The sequence below is a fragment of the Desulfatibacillum alkenivorans DSM 16219 genome, assembly GCF_900142135.1.
Lineage (GTDB): Bacteria > Desulfobacterota > Desulfobacteria > Desulfobacterales > Desulfatibacillaceae > Desulfatibacillum > Desulfatibacillum alkenivorans.
The window spans coordinates 23,139-40,755 of record NZ_FQZU01000014.1 but is presented as its reverse complement, the minus strand read 5'-3'; the positions used below and the strand labels follow the sequence as shown (position 1 = coordinate 40,755).

Genomic DNA, 17,617 nt, shown 5'->3' with positions numbered 1-17,617 from the left:
CCAAAATGGTATGGAAAAATCGACCGGCGGTTATTTCTGGCCGTTCGGCTACACACACGAACTCTCAGATTCCAAAAGAGGATGCCCGATGAAAAAATTTGGGGTTTTGATCGCTGTATGCCTTGGCCTCCTGGCTGGGGTCTTGGTAGTTACTGCCATGGCTGACCATCATGAACGCGATGAACGCCATGAGAAGGACCGGCACAGAGGGGACCGTGGCTCCAGTACCACCGGGGTCACCAACCCGGCCGGGGCAGGTGTTCACGCGGACGCATGCGGCGGCTGCCATTTCGCCTACCCCCCGTGGCTACTGCCTTCCGGGTCGTGGACCAAATTGTTGGACAATGCGGATGATCATTTCGGGGAGACGATTGATCTTTCTCCGGAAGATTTGGCCGCCCTGCGAGATTACCTGACCAACAACGCTGCCGACCGCTCCGGTTTGAAACTGTCCCGGAAAATCATGCAAAGCCTGTCAGGGGATACACCCCTGCGGGTCACCGAGGTCCGGTACCTCATCCGGGAGCACCGGGATGATGATCTTCCAGCTGGGGTATTCGAACGTGCATCCGTGGGCGGCATGGGCAACTGCATCGCATGCCATACGGGCGCGGCAAACGGGGATTTTGACGACGACCATGTCCGCATTCCCAAGTGACGGGGATCGCTTCAGGAAGAAGCTGCGGAGTCCGGTGAGCCGGATTACGACGACCTGGTTCTGTCCGGCCTGGATGACAGCGACCTTCGCCACGTGTTCCGGGGCCTGTGTGCCATCAGGAGGTGACTGTCGGAAAGGAATCGACGCTGTCACCGCTGGGGGGAAATCCGCCCAGCTTTGTTGACAGACGACGCAGACCTGGTGGTCAGGCTGAGTACCCATCCATTACTGGAGTGGAAGGCGCTGAATGTGAGGAAGCATAAGGGCGGGGTGCCGGATTAGGCGGACCCTATGCCCCAACCATCATTGTTTGTGTGTGTGGCCTGCGCTTTCAGCCTGGCATCATTCAGTTTTTGAAGGTAGTTTCTTTTTGAGCTTTCGCTTGGCCCGAGCATGGACCTTCACATAATCCTTGATCGTATCTTCAGCCACCCCCCACCTGTTGGCCATGATGAGATTGGCAATCTCTGTAGGAGTTCCGTAATCGTTATTCTTGACAGAGAGCCGGAAGTCTTCATGCCAAGTATCAATGCTTATCATTTTCTGCTGATCGCTGAGTCTTCGAAACTTCCTTATGGTTTCAGCTATTTGATCCCTCTCTTCGGCAATTGTTTTAGCATGCCCCCTTGGAAGATCGCCATGCACTTTTTGGGTCGGGGAACCCTTTACAAAGCGGAGTTCTTTTGTCTGGAAATACCATGGTTCTGGGAGGGCATCATATCGAACACCCACGTCATGCATCTCTAATATGGTGTGGATAAATGACTTGGCCTTTTGGGGTGATAGGCCAAATTTCAGTTCGAGCATGCGAACAATTTCCTTTTTGCATGATCCTTTGTACGAATCCTCCAGTAACGTCTTCATGTCAGCTACCATTTTGGAAAGCTCTTTTTCACTCATCTGCGCATACCTCCCATGCCGGTTTTCCATGACTGCCAGACTGTGGCTCTTCCCGGATAATTCGGGTCATTACAGTTATGGCTGATCCCACAAAATATTTCAATCCAGTAAAGATAGCTCTCCAAAAAAATGCACGCCAGGTGCATTCCCATTGTTCCAAGCCCGTTGGCATTGAAACTGCCCCCTCCCCACAAAAGAATAACCCTATAGGCTGAACCGTTAGATGGAAGATTTGTCGCCACGTGAACTCGGAGGGGCTGGTCTTTCGGAAGCCCCCTTTTTCCAGACCATGGAAAGTTGTTCAGAATGGGATGGCCTTGGTCTTTTTCTCGTCAACGGACTGTGGCCGCCAAACACCAGGGAGTCTCGGCTTTTTAGACTCCGAAAAAATTTTGTCCGGGGTGCATTTCGGCGGTTTTGGGAGCGTATAGCAGCAACCGTACCCTTTGTGGAAAGATTCTGGTTGGAAAATAATGTTCACTATCAAGGACCACCGGCATCAGGCCCTTGGGAATGAACTGGTAGCACCCCGGGTGCAAACAACTTGAACCGTCCCCTCCCATGAGGAGGCTTGGACGCAAAATGCCATTGGGAAAGAAGAAAGGGGCGAGCCATCACCAAAAAAAGTTTACCACAGAAATAGCTCAGATCAGAAATGATCGAGACCCTGCCCCCTCGGATAGAGGCGAGGCTGTAAACGAAAAAGAGGCACGACAAATGCGTCGAGCCTTTGAACAAGCAATTGCCGAAATAACAAGAGGCTTGGTGATTGAGGACGGCCTGCCAGAACTCACGAAACAGCACGATCTGACCAATGAGCAAATTTTAAGGCCAAAAGCCAGAGTTGGAAATGTGCTCGCTAAAATGTGCGATGACATTGACCAGATAAGGCAACGATCAAAAGAAAAGTCTGGCCGAAAGAAACGCAGGAAAAGAGGGCCTCGGGTCACTGTTTGGCGACCTGACATGGATTAAGGAGCGTGTTGTAAAAGCATGGACACCCCAATGTTTGACATAGACCAAAATTCGGAGATAATGGGCGTTGAGGAGGTCGCCCTGTTCTTCAACAAAAGCACGAGTTGGGTCTACAAAAATTGGCGGGAACTGGGCGGTAGGAAGCTCGGAGGGTCCTTGTTTTTCCCATCGAAGGAGGACCTATATGAGCTTGTATTTCAAACCCGGAAAGGGGTGGAGGTACGACTTCACCCTGAACAGCAAAAGGCACACGAAGGCATGGTTCAAAACCAAAGCCGAAGCCAGAAGAGCCGAGGCACAACGAAGAGAGGAGGTGGAAAATCCACAGGCACCAACGGAACCGACGAGGGTGCAGACCCAAACCGGCACGGACTTCTTGACGCTATGCAATAAGCGGCTGGACCACGTGAATCGCCACAATTCCGAAAGCCATTTCAGGGATGTCCAAGGGCATACCAAGCGATGGTGCAAGGAGTGGGGGCGTCTTCCAGCGGACAGCATTACGGAGGAGATGATGCAACCTTACTTGGACAAGCGGGCGAAAATATCACATATCGCTGCCAACAAGGATTTGCAGTATCTCCGGGCGCTTTTCAATTTCGGCATCAAGAAGAAGATGGTCCATCACAATCCTGCCAAGGATTTGGAATGGTACACGATTGTGAAGCGCAAGCGCCGGATTCCCCCGAAGGAGGACGTGCTGAAGGTTATATCCGTGGCAGACCCGGAGACCCAAGACTACTTGTGGTGCATGTTGCTGACAGCAGCCAGGGTCAACGAAATCAATTCCCTTGTTTGGGATGATGTTGACTTTGAAAACAAGACCGTGACCCTCTGGACCCGAAAGAAGAAGGGCGGGCACAAGGAGCCGCGTTTGATACCCATGACCGAAAAGCTCTCCGGCATCATGGCGTCCAGATACAAGAAGCGCGATCCGGAAATGCCCTGGGTGTTCTGGCACACGTTCTGGAGCCGCACGGAGAAGCGACATGTTTCAGGGCCATACCAGGACCGGAAAAAGATCATGTTCACGTTGTGTGAAAAGGCGAAGGTGACCTATTTCCGGTTTCATCCGTTCCGGCACTTCACAGCATCCATTCTTCAAGACTTGGGGGTGCCCATCGGAGTGATCCAGAGCATTCTTGGTCACGAAAACCAGAAGACCACGGAGATTTACCTTCAAACGGTCAACGAGTCTGAAAGGCGGGCCATGGTCAAGTTAGATGAATTGGACATCATTGTCAGCGCCCCGATACGGACTGACGATGGCCCGACCAATCCTCACAAGGAGTACTGGCACAGGAAGGTCAAGAGGCCGCCCTTGAAGGTACTGAAACGTGACGTGGCCAGGATGGGGTATCGCGGCACTGGAAGGAAATATGGCGTCAGCGACAATGCTGTCAGGAAGTGGATCAAAGTGTACGAAAACGGCAATCAGACATCATCCGGGGTGTGATCCAATGGGCGAGCCAAGAAAAAGTCTCACACAGACTCTCACACAGACGAAAAAAGGGGTTAACCCTTTTAGGCTAACCCCTTGAATTTTTTGGCTCCCCAGCACGGACTCGAACCGCGGACCCAGTGGTTAACAGCCACTTGCTCTGCCAACTGAGCTACTGGGGAAGAAGGACCGCCTTTCAACTAACTTGCGTCTTAAAAGGCTGTCAGAAAGCCTGCAAATCTATACGATCGCGAGCCCGCCCGAAGTCGAGCGTGAGAAGCCTTATACGCCAAGCATCCCGGCCTGTCAACGGAAAATTTGGGATTGTTGGGGAAAAGTTTGGCTGGATTGCCGCGAAACTGCACGCCTCTAATTGCTGAGTTTAAAGGACCGCCGGAACGGCCATGCACCCCGGCGGCCTATGTCTGAATCCTTTATTCACCGAAAATTGCGGTCAAACGCCTCTCGATTGGACCGCACCGCTACTACTATCTTTTCGATTCACGCCTCGGCGGCGATGAAATGCAAGGGCTGGTCCTTGTCCATGGGCAGCGGAAAATCCCCGTAGCTTTCGGACATGGTCTGGTAAATCCTGATCAACCGCGATCCCAGAATGGCCGCCAAGCGCTCGTAGATGATCATGCCCGAGGCCGGATATCTTTCCATGGCCTCGTACAAATCCTCCCGCTTGATGGAAAGCAGCCGGGTGTTGCCCACGGTCGTGGCCGTGGCGGAGTACACGTCCCCGCCGGTGAGGCTGGACCACCCTATGAACTCCCCGGGCTTGTCGGCGGTGTACACCAAACGGCCCTCGGTCCCGATGGTCAGTTCAACGGTTCCCTTGATGAGGAAATAGGCTCGTTCGGCCGGATCCCCCTGGGAAAAAATCACGCGGCCGCCTGGCAAATGCTCTTTGCCGGCGTTGTACATGACCCTTTCCACAAAATGCTCCTCCAGGTCCCGGAACAATGAAGTTTTGTCTGATTTCATGGCGAATCCTCCTTTCCCAATCCGTTATTGCCAGGCAGGCGCAGGGGCGCCTGCGTCCTTTTTCGTGGATTGCGAGTGGCGCCAGGTTGCGTTTGAAAACGCATCTATGATTTCGCAATTTTCCAAACGCAACTTGCATCTAAAGAGGGCTTTATTGTTCAGGGCGAAAGAGCGCAGGAGAAGAACAGGGGAGAGGCCCCGGAAGCGGCAATGCGGCGCAGGAGACTGGTTCAGCGGCCCTTTAAGAGCGTGACCTCCGTTCGTCCGGCAAAGGGAGCATGGCGTTCCCTTTCTTGCTTAGAATACAACAACCGCGGGCTTCCCGGCAAATTTTAACGCACGGGTCCGTGGCATTCTAAGCGCAACCGGGCTGACTGGCCTCCCAACCATCCTGTCCGCCATTTTTAACATACAAGATTCGGGCCAAAACTTATTTATCCGGCATGGTGTACAAGCCCGGCTCGTAAGGCGGAGGCAGCATGGCGATGCGGGACTCCAGTTCCTCCCACTGGCGATCGGGAAAACTGCGCAGCAGTTGGGACAAGGCCTTTTTATCGCCGACCGCGCAATTCATAAGCACAAAGGAGAAATCCGCCCAATAAGGCTTGCCGTCCTTGCCTTTTTGCTCGATGCGTTTGGCCGCGGCAGGCAGACGCAGGCCGGTTTTCAGGCTCTCCTGTTCGCTTTTCGTGGCTGGAAATTCAAGAATGCGGACCGCAGGGCGCTTGCTTTGGCCCTTTTCCAGGTCCATGGTCACGGCGGCCATGGGCGGGGATGCGGATATGACGATGGCCGGCAAAACCCGGGCGTTCCGAAACCGGGAATATACTGAAATCCAATAAAATACAGTCCCCAAGACGCATAGGCTTAAAAGGGCGCCGCCAATCCACCTGGAGGCCAGGGTCATGATCAACACGGCCGGAATAAAGCTGATCCCGGTCATGGCAGGCCAGATAGGATAATGCGTCGCCCACACCAGAGGATTGATGCTGACCTTGGGCATTTTGGACCGGCGCGGCTTGAAGTCCTCGCCGAAAACTTCCTGGTTTTCAGGATTTTTCCCGCCGGGCGGGAGAGGCTTCTCTTCCTTGGGCGGCTCAGGCGCCCTTGGATAGTCTTCCTGCTCCAGGGCGAAGGGGGGCTTTTCGGGCTCAGGCGCTTTGGGATACTCCTCCTGCTCCAAAACAAGCGCTTCCTGCTTGGGCGCGGGCGCTTCGGGCTCCGCAGGCTCTTCCTCTTCATGCAGGGGAATGACCTGGCCCTTGTTTTCATCCACGATAAATTCCGAACCCTCTGGGAAGTCCAGGTAGGGCGACACGCACGGGTTGTGCTCGATGATGGTTTTCAGCTTTACGGTAACGTAATTGTCGAAGTTTCCGCTGTATTTGGCGTCTTCATCGCCGTAGAGAAAAACCCATCCTGAAAGGGCGCCGTCTTCAGGCGCCGCCCTCAAAAAATGGCGTATTTGAAATCCCTGGGCCACGGCTTTCCGTGAAACCATGCATTGCTTTTGATTATCCATGGAGCTTGTCAAACTTTCCTTGCACGCCGGAGTGTTATCGCCGGCTTATTGCTATTTTTCATCTGTTTCAAAACGCACCTTGACCTTGTTTTCCAGACCCTGGGGCAGGATAACGGTCAAGGAATGATTCATTTCCACATATTTGCCGTGTATGTCCACGGAAATATACACATGGTGGACGGCGCCGGTCCTCCGGGAGTTCGGGTGCACCTCCAGGTCCAGGGAGGGAACGCCGAATCCCCTGGAATCCACAAGAAGGCGGCTGGCCTCCCCGGGCGCATACCGGGCTTCCACGTGCACCGGCTCGAAATCCGTATGCACAACAAGCTCGGTCACGTCTGGCCTGATGGTCAGATCCTTCTTGAAGGTCTCAAAGATAGGCCGCCGGGTGAAATACGAGGACGACACGCTAAAGGCCAGGATCACGAAAATGGCCGCAAAAATAAGTTTTTTGACGGCCGAGGCTTTCCTGTCCGGGTCGGGCTCTTCTTTTTCGGGAATTTTCAGGATGAAAAAATACAGGGCCGCAGCTACGAATAGATTAATCCCGCCCGACCACGTTACGTCCGTCAGAAAGTGCGCGCCCTGGACCACCCTTGTGGCGCCCATCAACACGCCGAAGCCCAGGCTGGCAACCCCTACGGCAAAGGCTGCGCGGGATTTTTTCCGGAAAAACAGCAAGGGGACGAAAGCAAAGCCCATGGCTGCATGGCCGCTGGGAAAGCTCTGGCCTTTGCCAGGGTCTCCGGGGTCGAAAACGTTGCGGTATTGCCACTCGCCTCCGAACTCCGTAATTTCCACGGGCCTTGGCCTGCCCCAATAGGGCTTGAGCACGCCGTTGATCAGAACTCCGCTGGAAATCACCCCGGTCAAAAAGACCAGCAGCATGTATTTGCGCCACTTTATCAGGCCGGAGTAAAAATGGCTTCCGAACCATAGGCACAGGCCTCCCACCAGAAAGAGCACGCCGGGCAGCGTCCCTTGATGATACATCCACAGCCAGGGCTGTTTTTCCGCCAGAAAAAATCCCTGCTCCGGCGAATAAAACAGGGCCGTAACCTTCCGGTCCAGATCCAGAAAGGACGCGAGGGCCGTAAACAGGATAAGAAAAAGGGCTATGCCCGCCAGGACGAGCAAGCCCTTTTTTCGATAGTCCATTGGTTGGTTTTGTGCGGTCACTTGGCTTCTTCCTGTTCGTTGAATCCGGGACTCTCAAAACAACGCGGAAACGGGGCCATGTGTGCTTTTTATGTCAAGTCAAGATTATACAAACATCTTTGCGCCGCATTTTGCAGAGTCCCGGCGTTAATGCAACTCCCTGTTCATAGCCATTTTATCGTGAAGCCGCAAGGCCCTTAGGCAAAAGGCCTCCAATTTCGCCTCAATAACCTGTGGAAAAGGCGAACCGTCGCTTTCTATGGCCAAAAACGGCAGGGTTTCCGTGTCAGACAGAATCCGGGTCAGCTTGCCGTTGCCGGAAGTCAGGTTGATTTTCTGCTCCCGGGTCATGGATCGGGCCATAATGGACTCGCTCAATCGGTTGGGCATGCACCCAAAAGGTCCGATGGCGATGGCCCCGCAGGTATGGGAGCCCACTTCGTACAGGGCGCTGCCCACGGTGAGGATGGCCTCTCCCGTGAGGTTTTCCGAAATAAAAGCGCCCCCGCAGTTCATGATGCCCTCCATGTCCACGGTATGGCCGGGGACCAGGCCGCTGGTCGCCAGCCATTCTTTAATGCGCTTTTCGCTATGGGCCAGAAAGCGCTTCTTAATGGATTGAAGAAGTTTATCCTTGAACGTTACGGGGGCTTCCACCAATCCTTTGTCCACCAAGTAATTAGAGTAGATAATCCATTCGGCGATGGGGGAGCAACGCACGGCTATGCCCCGCTTGGCCAGGTTTTCCGTCAGCTTCCTGCGGGAAAGGGAGTCGCGGCGCACATAGATTTCTCCAACCAGGGAAACCACAGGAACGTCTTCGGCCGCCGTCTTTCTTGGGATGGCCCCAAGCCTTTCGGCCGAAGCCAGAGCCTGTTTTTTGAGCCGGAAAAAGCTCTGCGTCTCCAGGGCCGCCAGGATTTTTGTCCATTCCTCCTCGAAAACCGCCATGGCGTAATCCGGGTCTTTGGCGCAAGCCAGAAGCATGGAGCGCACATCCTCCATGACGTCGGCCGTCACCAGGGACCTCCAGGCCCAAACCTGAAAATTGCCGCCCATGCCAGCGTAGGCGTTTTCCGCGGTCAGGGAGAACAGGGCCACGTTCGGGATTTCCCGCTTTTTAATCAGGTCCTCCATGAAAATATGATACTGGCCGAACCGGCAAGGCCCCGAGGCCGTGGGCATGAAGTAAATAAGGATTTCGTCCTCGCGCTTCTCCCTTTCCAGGTAGCTGAGCAAGGTGCCTGTGGTGAGAATCAAAGGCAGGCACTCCTTGCACGAGGTGTTGGCCCGGCCCAGCTTGAGGATGCGTTCGTCCGAGGGCGGATGGGCCACGGCGTTCAGTCCCATGCCCCGGAAGGCCGCTGCTGCGGCCTCGCTGGAAATCCTGCCCATGGAAGGCAGCATGACCGTCACCCTGGGGTCCGTCCAGGGCAGCTTTTCTCCCGAGGACGTCATGACGTAGGGGCCTTTTTTCTCCATGCCCACGGACGCCGGGGTGAACGGTTTTTTGGGCTTTGCCATGGTCTTCAGGCGGGAAAGCTGCCTGTACGACGCCACGATGTCCAAAAAAGCCTCGATGCGCGTTTCCAGGCCGGCGTCGGCCGTGTGGCTGTCCAACTCCAGGGTCAGGGACGGCTTGCGCCCCATGATGTCCCGGAAATACCCGACCACAAAGGAGTCCGGGCCGCAGGAAAAGTTTGTGATGAAGGTCCCGAACAACTGGGGATGCTTTTCCACGAACCGGGCCGCCTTTAAAATAAGCTGGCCCATGCCCCAGTACATATGCCGTTTGGTGCGTTCGTTTTCCAGGGGCAGAAAATCAAAGGGAATGATCATAACGCCCCGGGAGGCGATTTTATGGGGGATTCCCATGTGGGCCTCGGATACGAATCCGTTGTAAGGCCGCGCAAACAGGGCCACGGCGATTTTGTCCGGATCGCTTTCCAGGGCTTTCAGGGCCTTGGCGCCCAGGGCTTTCATTTCGTCCATGCACTCCTGCTGCACGGCCAGGGCCTTGTCAAAGGCTTCCCTGGCCTCGCTCCGGGGAATTCCCGCAGCGTGCACGGCTTCCACCATGGCGGTGCGGGCAGCGTGCACCCCCTTGGAAAAATCCAGGGTGGGGGTGAGCATCTTCGTCCCTTGGGCCTCCAGAACCTGGATTTCCCGGGCGAAGGTGGCGCCCAGAAAAAAGGGCTCTCCCTGGACGAACGGACAGACCTGGGAGGCTTTAAACCCGTTGGTGATGGAAATCGCCTTAAAATGAGGCAGAAAAATAAAATCCGGCGCAGGATCGCTCTGGATCATGGTGTGAAAAAATCCGTGAGCCAGCTCGCCGGGGTAGCAAAAGGCCGCCTCCCTGGCGTCGATCCCCTTTTGGGAGGGTTTGTCCGGTACAACCGGGGCCAGGCCCAGGTTGGCGAAAAAATGGGAGTACAAAGGATAATAAGTGTTGGTGAGAAAGCTGCGGTTGATCCCCACAGTCCCCCTTTGAATTCCCTGCCTCGCCTCGCCCTGGGGCGCGCCGTACTTATGAAATATAAGCTCCTGGCGCTTGCGGACCAAATCCAATTCTTCAATCTCGTATTTGATTTCACGGCGCAGGTTGTAATACCGGTTGCACGCGCCGCCGAAGGGGTATTTTTTGCCTTCAATTTCTATGACCGCAATCTCGCACTTGCGGTCGCATCTTTCCTTGCCGCCCTTGCAGATAAAAGGCGTTTTATAGACCACCTCCCGGGCGACCAGGGTTTTCAAATCAAAGGTCTGAGGGGCCATGAGCCCTTGCTCGATTTTTTCCTGCACGGCCAAACCCACGCCGAAGGCGCCCATCAAACCTGGCTCGGGCGGCACCACAATGGGCTTGCCCACCAGGGCGGCCATGGCCAGGGGCACGGCCCGGTTATAGCAGACCCCGCCCTGCATAAACACACGCTCTCCTACGGTCCGGGCGCCTTTGACCCGGTTGGAGTAGTTCATGCAAATGGAATAGGTCAGGCCCGCCACAATGTCCTCGTGCTGAATGCCTTCATGGATGGCGTTTTTGATGTCCGAAGCAATGAACGCCGCGCACTGGTCGTTGAAGTTGGGAGGCGCCTGGCCCTGGAGGGCGATGCCGGCGATATCCTCCATTTTCACGCCCAGGGTTTCAAAGGCCGCTTCCTCCAAAAAGGATCCCGTGCCCGCGCTGCACGCCTCGTTCATGGCGTAATCCGAAGGCACGCCGTTGGTCAGCCAGGTGTATTTGGCGTCCTGGCCGCCGATTTCAAAAATGGTGTCCACTTTGGGGTCAAAATGCACGGCCGCCGCGGCATGGGCGATGATTTCGTTGATCACCCCGTCCGTGAGGGCGTGAAGCCCGGCGATCTGCCGGCCCGAGCCGCAAACGCCCAGCCCGATGATGGAGACGGACTCGGACGGAGCCTTTTCCTCCACCTGCTCCAAAATGGCCTGGTAGCACTGGCGGGAGGCGCCCACGGGATCGCCGTTGGTGCGCAGGTACACGGACGCCAGCATGGCCTTATCTTTAGTGCGCAGCAGCACGGCCTTGGTGGTGGTGGAGCCCACGTCCAGGCCTAAAATGCATTCGTCGCCCTTTTGCACTTCGCCTGTGGTCATGGTCTTGAAATGGACCTGATCCTCAAAAGAGGCCAGGGGCTCCAGGATGTCCATGACGGCGGCGTTGGCGTTAAAAAGCCCGTCCATGCCGGGAAAGGACAGGGTCTTGTTTTCCAAGCCCCACAAGGCGGCGCCGATGGCCTCATAGCAATAGGCGTGCTCGGGGATGACCAGATCCTTAATCTCCTGCTTCAGATAATGGACCATCATCTGATTTTGGGAAGTCCCGCCGGTGAGCATAATGCGGTCCCGGCCGACCTTCTTAAGCAACTCCAAAATCTTGTTGGCCATCATCTGGCACAGGCCGGCCGTAACCCGGGACTTGGGAACGCCCTTGTTGGTGGCGTGGGTGCAGTCCGACTTGCAAAACACGCTGCACCGGCCCGAAACATGATGCGGGGTTTCCGTGGCCGCCCAGGTTGCGGCTTCCTCCAGCGTTACGTTCATGCGCCGCAACTGCTGCAAGAAAAATTCCCCCGTGCCCGAAGCGCACTTGTTGCCGGTTAGCACGTTGGAAACCTGGCCGGTCTTGCCTAACTGGTAAACCATAAAGGTTTCCCCGCCGGCGGACACAATGGCCTGGCAAGGACCGCCCTCGGGCTTAAGCAATTGATAGGCGGCCTCCACGGCTTCGGGCTCGGGAATGGAGGTCAGGTTTAATAGATTGCGCAGGCGCCTGCCCGTGACCGTAATGCGGTCGTAAGCGGCCAGGTCGAATTGCTCCAACGCTTTGAGCAGGGCCTTGCGGGGATTGCCCTCATGCGGCAAAGCCAGAGTCCTTTCCACCTCAGGCGGAGCGCCGCCGCTCGAATTGATGGAAGCCATGGTAATGGTGGAGGCCCCCAGGCACAAACCCAGAGAGTAAAGGCCGGAGGCGTTCTGATTGGTCTTATTTGTCTTTTCCATAATATTCCTTCCTTTTTCCTTAAGGAGGACTTACGGGGTTTTGCATAAAAATTTCCTGATCAACATGTCCAGGGTATGCTTGACGTCGTCCTTGCCGTAACCCAGATCTTCATTCCGGGAGGCCTTGATGAACAGGCCGTACAAAAGCATTTCCACGGCGCCGTATAAAACCTGCCGCACGGCGCTGGGATTCAGGTCCCGGTCAAAGATTCCCTGATCCTGTCCATCCTTGATGATGGAGTCGATGGTGTGAATGAACTTGCGGTTTTGGATGGTGATTTCCATCCGGGTGTCTTTAAGCTCCTCGTCATTGATCATGAACATGCGAGGCAATTCCTCGATGAGCACTTTGGCCAGGTACAGCCGGTTGTTATCCCGGACCAGCATGAACTCCGCCAGCCGGGCCACTTCGGTGATTCTGGCGACAGGGTCGGAGATGCTTTCCAACTGGGTCTCCAGCCTGTCGTTCAAAATCTTCCAGAAACGGACGGTTATTGACAAAAGAACCTGGAGCTTGCCTTTGGGAAAATAAAAATAAATCAGGCCGCTGGATACATTGGCCCTTTTGGCGATGCGCGCCATGGTTGCATTGGCGTATCCGTTTTCGGCGATTTCCAGGGTGGCTGCGTCCAGGATGCGGTTTTCTTTGGTTTGTTCGGTCATGGCAAAAAGCGTCCTCTATGGGGCCTTTGCGGAGTTCTCCCCGCGATTTTTGAATTTGAATTCAAATTCAATTTTGGACACGCAAGGCCTTCCTGTCAAGAAAATGTTTTGTAAACAAATTGTAAAAACTCAAGCCCGCACCCAATCAGGCCGATATAATATTGCAGGCTTATGTTAACGCTGCGGGTCTTTCATGAATTTTTTATGAGGAGCAGGAGGCGCGGATGGTTTGGATGCTGATTATGGGTGTGCTTTTTGCGGCTTTGGTGATTTTCAGCCTGAGCGTGTACTTGTTTGTGGAGACGGAAACCCAAAGGAAGGCCAGGCTGGCCCGGGAAGCGGTCCAGTCCGAGCCCGAGATTCCGCAAAAAATGCTGGAGATGTTCTAATAAAGCCTTCCAGCCCTTAGATACCGATTTCTTTAAGAAGACCAGGACCTTTTAAAACCGCTTTGCAAGATTTTATTTGGGTGGCGGGAACCTGCAACAAGGACCCTTGTCGCCATCTACCATAGAACCCGGATTCGGCCCGCCAAGGGGGCCGGCCGGGTTTTTTCATTGCAGTTTTTCCCATTTCTATCTATCATCTTATCATATGACTTTTATGGTAATTCCTCAAAGATTGCGTGAGCGGAGGTTATTCATGGGCGGGGTTGGAACGCCGGATGGGGAGCGGCCCAATAAAATCGGTTCTGAGTTCCAAACAGGCTGGTTCAATATACTGGTGGGGATCAGTCTGGCGTATATTGCGATCGTTTCATTTCACGGATATTTCAATCATTTTGTGGATGATGAGTTCAAGCACATTCTGCTCATGAGAGAGCATGGGGTGTGGGGCTTTATCAAGTACTACTATTACGAGTCGGACGGTCGATTCGTCTCGTTTTTTCTCATGTATTGGATGGAAAAAATCAACACCATGGTCCCGCTGCACAGGGTTCTGGGGCTGGTGCAAAGCGCTTTGATCGCCGGATGTTTGTATCTGCTGCAAAAACGGTTGTTGGGAAGCAAGACCCAGGGCGGCGTCATCCGTAAAGGCCTGCTTTGGAGCCTGTGCATCGTGGAGACGGCCATGGTGCTCATGATAATTCCCTACAAGGCGGACGTGCTTCTGTGCATTCAGGGGCCGTCGGTTTATATGACGTCGTTTTATCTTTTGGTCCCGGTTTTGATTTTCTTGGATCGCTACGCCAAGGGCGGCGGCGCAGGCAATCTGTTTTTTGCGGGAGCGCTTTCGTTTTTAGCCGCAGGATGCCAGGAAATATACGGGTCCATGGCAATCGGCCTGTGCCTGGTGTTTTTAGGGGTCAAGGCGGCGGATGCCAAGGCGCCGAACCTGGGCGGATGGGCCGGAGAAGCATTGCGCTCCACGGCGTATATCTTCCGCCGGATAGTCAAAATGCCCTACGCGTGCTACGCCGTGTTCCTGGCCTTCCATGGGGCTGGGCTGACGATAATCGCCCTTTCCCCCGGAGTTGCAGATAAAAGGGCCTTTATAAATGCGCCGGGCCTGCCCCTATGGCAAGACGCCCTGCAGGTGCTCATGAACACCCTGATGGAGACTGCCAAACCCAAACTATATATGATTCCGGTCCTGGCTTTTTTAATTGCCTGGCTGCTAGTTGGAATTTGGGGCTGCAAAAAAAGGGAAGGCGATTTCGTTCCCGAAAACGCCGCCATTTTCGGGCTGCTCGTTTTCATGAATTTTTGCCTCATGCTGATCATGAACGTCATCAGCCACATTTCCATGGGAACCCCGCTGGCCGCGAGGGCCTATACCGCGCCTTTTCTATTCATCTTCCTGCTGACGGTTCCGGCCATGATCGCCGTGGCGCAAAACAGCGAAGCCCTTTTTTCCGTCAAAGGCAAACCTCTGTTCCAAATGAAAACCGCCGTCAACATAGGCCTGATTCTGTTTTTCGCCTTTCATGTTCTTAACGCAGCATTTCAAGCCGTCCTAATCCCCGAAACGTTGAACCACCACAAAGCCAGGCTGGCCCGGGAGGCCCTGCTGGAAAATCCGCCTGCCGGGGAAGGCCCCATTGTGCTGCCTAAACTGCCTTACGTCACCATGCATAAAAAGAATCCTTTGGACACGTTTCCCGAAGGCTACCTGAACCAGCGGATGGTCCGGTTTTACAACCTGAATCGTCCGGTGGTTTTGGAAAAAGCGCCCGAAGTCCAGGAATCCATGGGGCAGTTGATCATTCGGGCGATAAAAAACCGCATTCTTTTGTAATTCGAAATTTTTCGTGAAAAAGGCTTGACACCTGAACATATGTACTATATTTTCCTCCTATAGAACATATGTTCAGGCGCCGCCGCGCTCCTGGACGAAAAAGGCGAAGGAGCAAAGTCATGGATCTTTTCATCACGATTTTTAATGCAAACAGGCATTGGATACTTCCCATAATATTGATGGTGGTCGCCGGGTTCGTAGTGCGGGAGGTGCGGAACTTTCTTCTGGAGTCCGGCGTGGGCGGCGCCGGGCGGGAATTCGGCGTTGCTGTAAAAAAGGCAAGGCCCATGACGGGCCGCCCTTTTTCCTCCAAGGGAATGTCGCCCCTGCCCCCTGCCAAAAGGGCCAGGGCCAGCCTGCAGTTCGGCGGCGCCATGCTTTTTCATAACAATCGCTTTAACGGCATGAAATAAAGGATCGCCATGGAAGACCTGACGGAAAAACAAAGCCTGGTTTTCGAGTTCATCATGGAATACACGGCCGACCACGGGTATCCGCCAACGGTGCGGGAGTTATGCGACGAGTTGGGGTTCAAGTCCCCCAACACGGCCCATTTTCACCTGAAAGGCCTGAAAGACAAAGGCTACATCCAGGTTGCCAAGGGCAAAAACCGGGGCATTACAGTTTTAAAGGCGCCGCCCGGCGCAGGAGGCAAAATCCCCCTGGTGGGCCGCATCGCCGCGGGCGCGCCTATCCTTGCGGTGGAAAACGTCATGGACACCCTGGATGTGGACCGGGCTTTTTTCGGATCCTCCGATGCTTTTTCCGTGCGTGTGGAAGGGGATTCCATGATCGAAGCCCACATAGAAGACGGAGACTATGTGGTCATCAAGCCCACGGCCACGCCCCGGAACGGCGATATTGTCGCCGCGTTGGTGAATGACGAGGTCACCCTTAAGTACTTCCACAGGGACGGAAGCCGCATTGAACTGCGTCCCGCCAACGCCAGGTACAAGCCTTTTTGCTACACCGAAGAGGATTTTATCGACGTGCGCGTGCTTGGCGTAATGGCCGGACTGATCCGAAAGGTGTAGAACCGTGGAGCCCGAAGTCTGGGAAAAGGGCTGTATGGAAAGCGACCGCATCAGGTGGTGTGAGGACGGCCGCTACGTCAAAGCCTGCGGAAGGGTTATCATCATTCATACGCCGCCGACCAAAAGCGGCAAACGGGTCATGTTCATCACTCTGGAGGACGCCAGGGGCTTGTTTGACGTGACCGTGTTTGAAAACGTCAGCAAACGCTGCGCCAAAATCGTGCTGTCCCAAACCGTTTTAGTGGTGGAGGGCGTGGTCAACCGATTCGGCTTGCGCGGCGTTTCCATACTTGCAAAAAATATTCGCGCCCCCAGGCGCGCTAACGATTAACCGGGAAACTTCAGGCGCCTCGTAAGGACCCCACTACCTTACGGCTCGTTACCCAAGCGTATCGCCTCTTAAGATCACCCTGATCGACCACTTTACCACTTAGCCTGAAGTCTCCCGGTTGACCCTTTAAAATGAACTTATTTGCAGCCCGGCAGGCAGTTTTGCCGCAGATTTTTTTCTGATTTCAGGGCTGAAATTACTTAGTTGACAGCAACCAGGTCAGACGCCAGGCGTGAACCTTTCCGCCTTAAATATTTTTGGCGGGATCAAAGGCATTCAATGTATCATGATACGGGTAGGTGCAGCAGGATGGACTCATGCAAGCCTTGCAGGCGAACGGGCGTTTTACCCCCCCGGCCTGGGGCAAAGGGATTACCTTAAATATTACGCGTCCCGGTTTTCCTCGGTAGAGACGGCCTCTACTTTTTTCCGGATTCCAACCATGGAGATTGTCAGCCATTGGGTGAACCAGACGCCTGATCACTTTGTTTTTCATTTTCAGGTTCCGGGAATGCTGACCGGTTTTCCCATTATCCCCAAAAACCTGCCAAGCATCATCGCCAGAGACCTGGACAGGGAACTGTTGGACAAACGCCAAATTCAGGCTTTCCCCAAGCAGGTTTTGGAAATGGGATTTGACATGTTCACGGCAGGCATGCGCCCGGCCGTGGAGTCAGGAAAACTCGGCGCCGTAATCTGCCGTTTTCCTCCCTGGTTCGAACCAGACGAATCGTCCTTTGCGTACCTGGATTTGATGGACGACAAAACACGCGGCCTTGTCCGCGCCGTAGAGTTCCTGAACGCTGCTTGGCAAAAACCAGAGGCATTTTCCCAGGCGATAGCGTTCTTTAAACCCAGAAATATTGCTTTTGCAGCAACAGACTCCTTTCGCATCCGGAATTATTCAGGCCGCGGCGGGCTGACCAAAGAACTGGCTTATTTGCGATTTTCAGGAAGAAGCCAGGAAATCCGTTATCTCTACAGCCAGCCAGACTTGCAACCTTGGCTGGCGAGAACCTTTGCTGCAAACTCAAGGGCGAAAAACGTATACGCCGTATTCGCTTCAATACAGGGTATGGACGCTGTATTGAACGCGCGCTTATTCATCAACATGCTGAAATGGGAGGCGAAGATTCGCAAAGAACATAAAAAAAAGCGGACGGCGGCTTGAGTCAAGAATAGC

Annotated in this window: 15 protein-coding genes and 1 tRNA gene; 9 read left to right on the top strand and 7 right to left on the bottom strand. The window is 54.4% G+C overall.

Annotation, left to right across the window (positions count from 1 at the left end):
- The first annotated feature begins 142 nt into the window (after positions 1-142).
- Entirely contained in the window at positions 143-658 is a 516-nt protein-coding gene (locus BUE18_RS12740) for a cytochrome C (protein ID WP_170868351.1), read from the top strand.
- Positions 659-1,000: 342 nt separating this feature from the next.
- Here BUE18_RS12740 and BUE18_RS12735 read toward each other — a convergent pair whose 3' ends face one another.
- A complete protein-coding gene (locus BUE18_RS12735; RefSeq protein ID WP_073476281.1) occupies positions 1,001-1,558 on the bottom strand; it encodes a hypothetical protein in 558 nt (185 codons plus the stop codon).
- A 582-nt stretch (positions 1,559-2,140) separates the two neighbouring features.
- Here BUE18_RS12735 and BUE18_RS12730 point away from each other — a divergent pair.
- Together BUE18_RS12730 and BUE18_RS12720 are read left to right on the top strand one after the other, a co-directional pair.
- A complete protein-coding gene (locus tag BUE18_RS12730; RefSeq protein ID WP_073476279.1) occupies positions 2,141-2,533 on the top strand; it encodes a hypothetical protein in 393 nt (130 codons plus the stop codon).
- A gap of 184 nt (positions 2,534-2,717) precedes the next feature.
- Positions 2,718-3,989 (top strand): tyrosine-type recombinase/integrase, encoded by a 1,272-nt coding sequence (locus tag BUE18_RS12720; protein WP_083610983.1) that lies wholly within the window; start codon positions 2,718-2,720, stop codon positions 3,987-3,989.
- 91 nt (positions 3,990-4,080) lie between these two features.
- Here the strand turns inward: BUE18_RS12720 and BUE18_RS12715 are convergent.
- The 6 genes from BUE18_RS12715 to BUE18_RS12690 all read right to left on the bottom strand — a co-directional run bounded on the left by BUE18_RS12715 (position 4,081) and on the right by BUE18_RS12690 (position 12,831).
- Positions 4,081-4,156 (bottom strand) — tRNA-Asn (locus tag BUE18_RS12715).
- 319 nt (positions 4,157-4,475) lie between these two features.
- Positions 4,476-4,964: a Crp/Fnr family transcriptional regulator gene (locus BUE18_RS12710; RefSeq protein WP_073476273.1), complete on the bottom strand. Its 489-nt coding sequence runs from the start codon at positions 4,962-4,964 to the stop codon at positions 4,476-4,478.
- 430 nt (positions 4,965-5,394) lie between these two features.
- The gene (locus tag BUE18_RS12705) at positions 5,395-6,486 is read right to left on the bottom strand and encodes an immunity protein Imm33 domain-containing protein (protein WP_073476271.1); all 1,092 of its coding nucleotides are present in this window, start codon (positions 6,484-6,486) and stop codon (positions 5,395-5,397) included.
- A 51-nt stretch (positions 6,487-6,537) separates the two neighbouring features.
- Positions 6,538-7,665: a phosphatase PAP2 family protein gene (locus BUE18_RS12700; protein WP_170868350.1), complete on the bottom strand. Its 1,128-nt coding sequence runs from the start codon at positions 7,663-7,665 to the stop codon at positions 6,538-6,540.
- 126 nt (positions 7,666-7,791) lie between these two features.
- Positions 7,792-12,168 carry an acyl-CoA dehydratase activase gene (locus BUE18_RS12695; protein ID WP_073476268.1) on the bottom strand — a complete coding sequence of 1,459 codons (4,377 nt, stop codon included), beginning with the start codon at positions 12,166-12,168 and terminating at the stop codon, positions 7,792-7,794.
- Between the two features lie 30 nt (positions 12,169-12,198).
- On the bottom strand, positions 12,199-12,831 hold the full coding sequence (locus tag BUE18_RS12690) for a TetR/AcrR family transcriptional regulator (RefSeq protein WP_073476266.1): 633 nt from the start codon (positions 12,829-12,831) through the stop codon (positions 12,199-12,201).
- Between the two features lie 224 nt (positions 12,832-13,055).
- On the opposite strand from BUE18_RS12690, the gene BUE18_RS27945 reads away from it, so the two are divergent.
- The 6 genes from BUE18_RS27945 (at position 13,056) to BUE18_RS12665 (ending at position 17,605) form a co-directional block, all read left to right on the top strand.
- Positions 13,056-13,220: a hypothetical protein gene (locus tag BUE18_RS27945; protein ID WP_170868349.1), complete on the top strand. Its 165-nt coding sequence runs from the start codon at positions 13,056-13,058 to the stop codon at positions 13,218-13,220.
- Positions 13,221-13,473: 253 nt separating this feature from the next.
- A complete protein-coding gene (locus BUE18_RS12685) occupies positions 13,474-15,069 on the top strand; it encodes a hypothetical protein (protein ID WP_073476264.1) in 1,596 nt (531 codons plus the stop codon).
- 119 nt (positions 15,070-15,188) lie between these two features.
- Complete coding sequence (locus BUE18_RS12680; protein ID WP_073476197.1) at positions 15,189-15,482, top strand: hypothetical protein; 294 nt, start codon at positions 15,189-15,191, stop codon at positions 15,480-15,482.
- Between the two features lie 9 nt (positions 15,483-15,491).
- Entirely contained in the window at positions 15,492-16,103 is a 612-nt protein-coding gene (gene lexA / locus BUE18_RS12675; protein ID WP_073476195.1) for a transcriptional repressor LexA, read from the top strand.
- Between the two features lie 34 nt (positions 16,104-16,137).
- Positions 16,138-16,434, top strand: a complete 297-nt coding sequence (locus tag BUE18_RS12670; protein ID WP_073476193.1) for an OB-fold nucleic acid binding domain-containing protein — start codon at positions 16,138-16,140, stop codon at positions 16,432-16,434.
- A gap of 286 nt (positions 16,435-16,720) precedes the next feature.
- Positions 16,721-17,605, top strand: a complete 885-nt coding sequence (locus BUE18_RS12665) for a DUF72 domain-containing protein (RefSeq protein ID WP_139264724.1) — start codon at positions 16,721-16,723, stop codon at positions 17,603-17,605.
- The last annotated feature ends 12 nt before the right edge of the window (positions 17,606-17,617 follow it).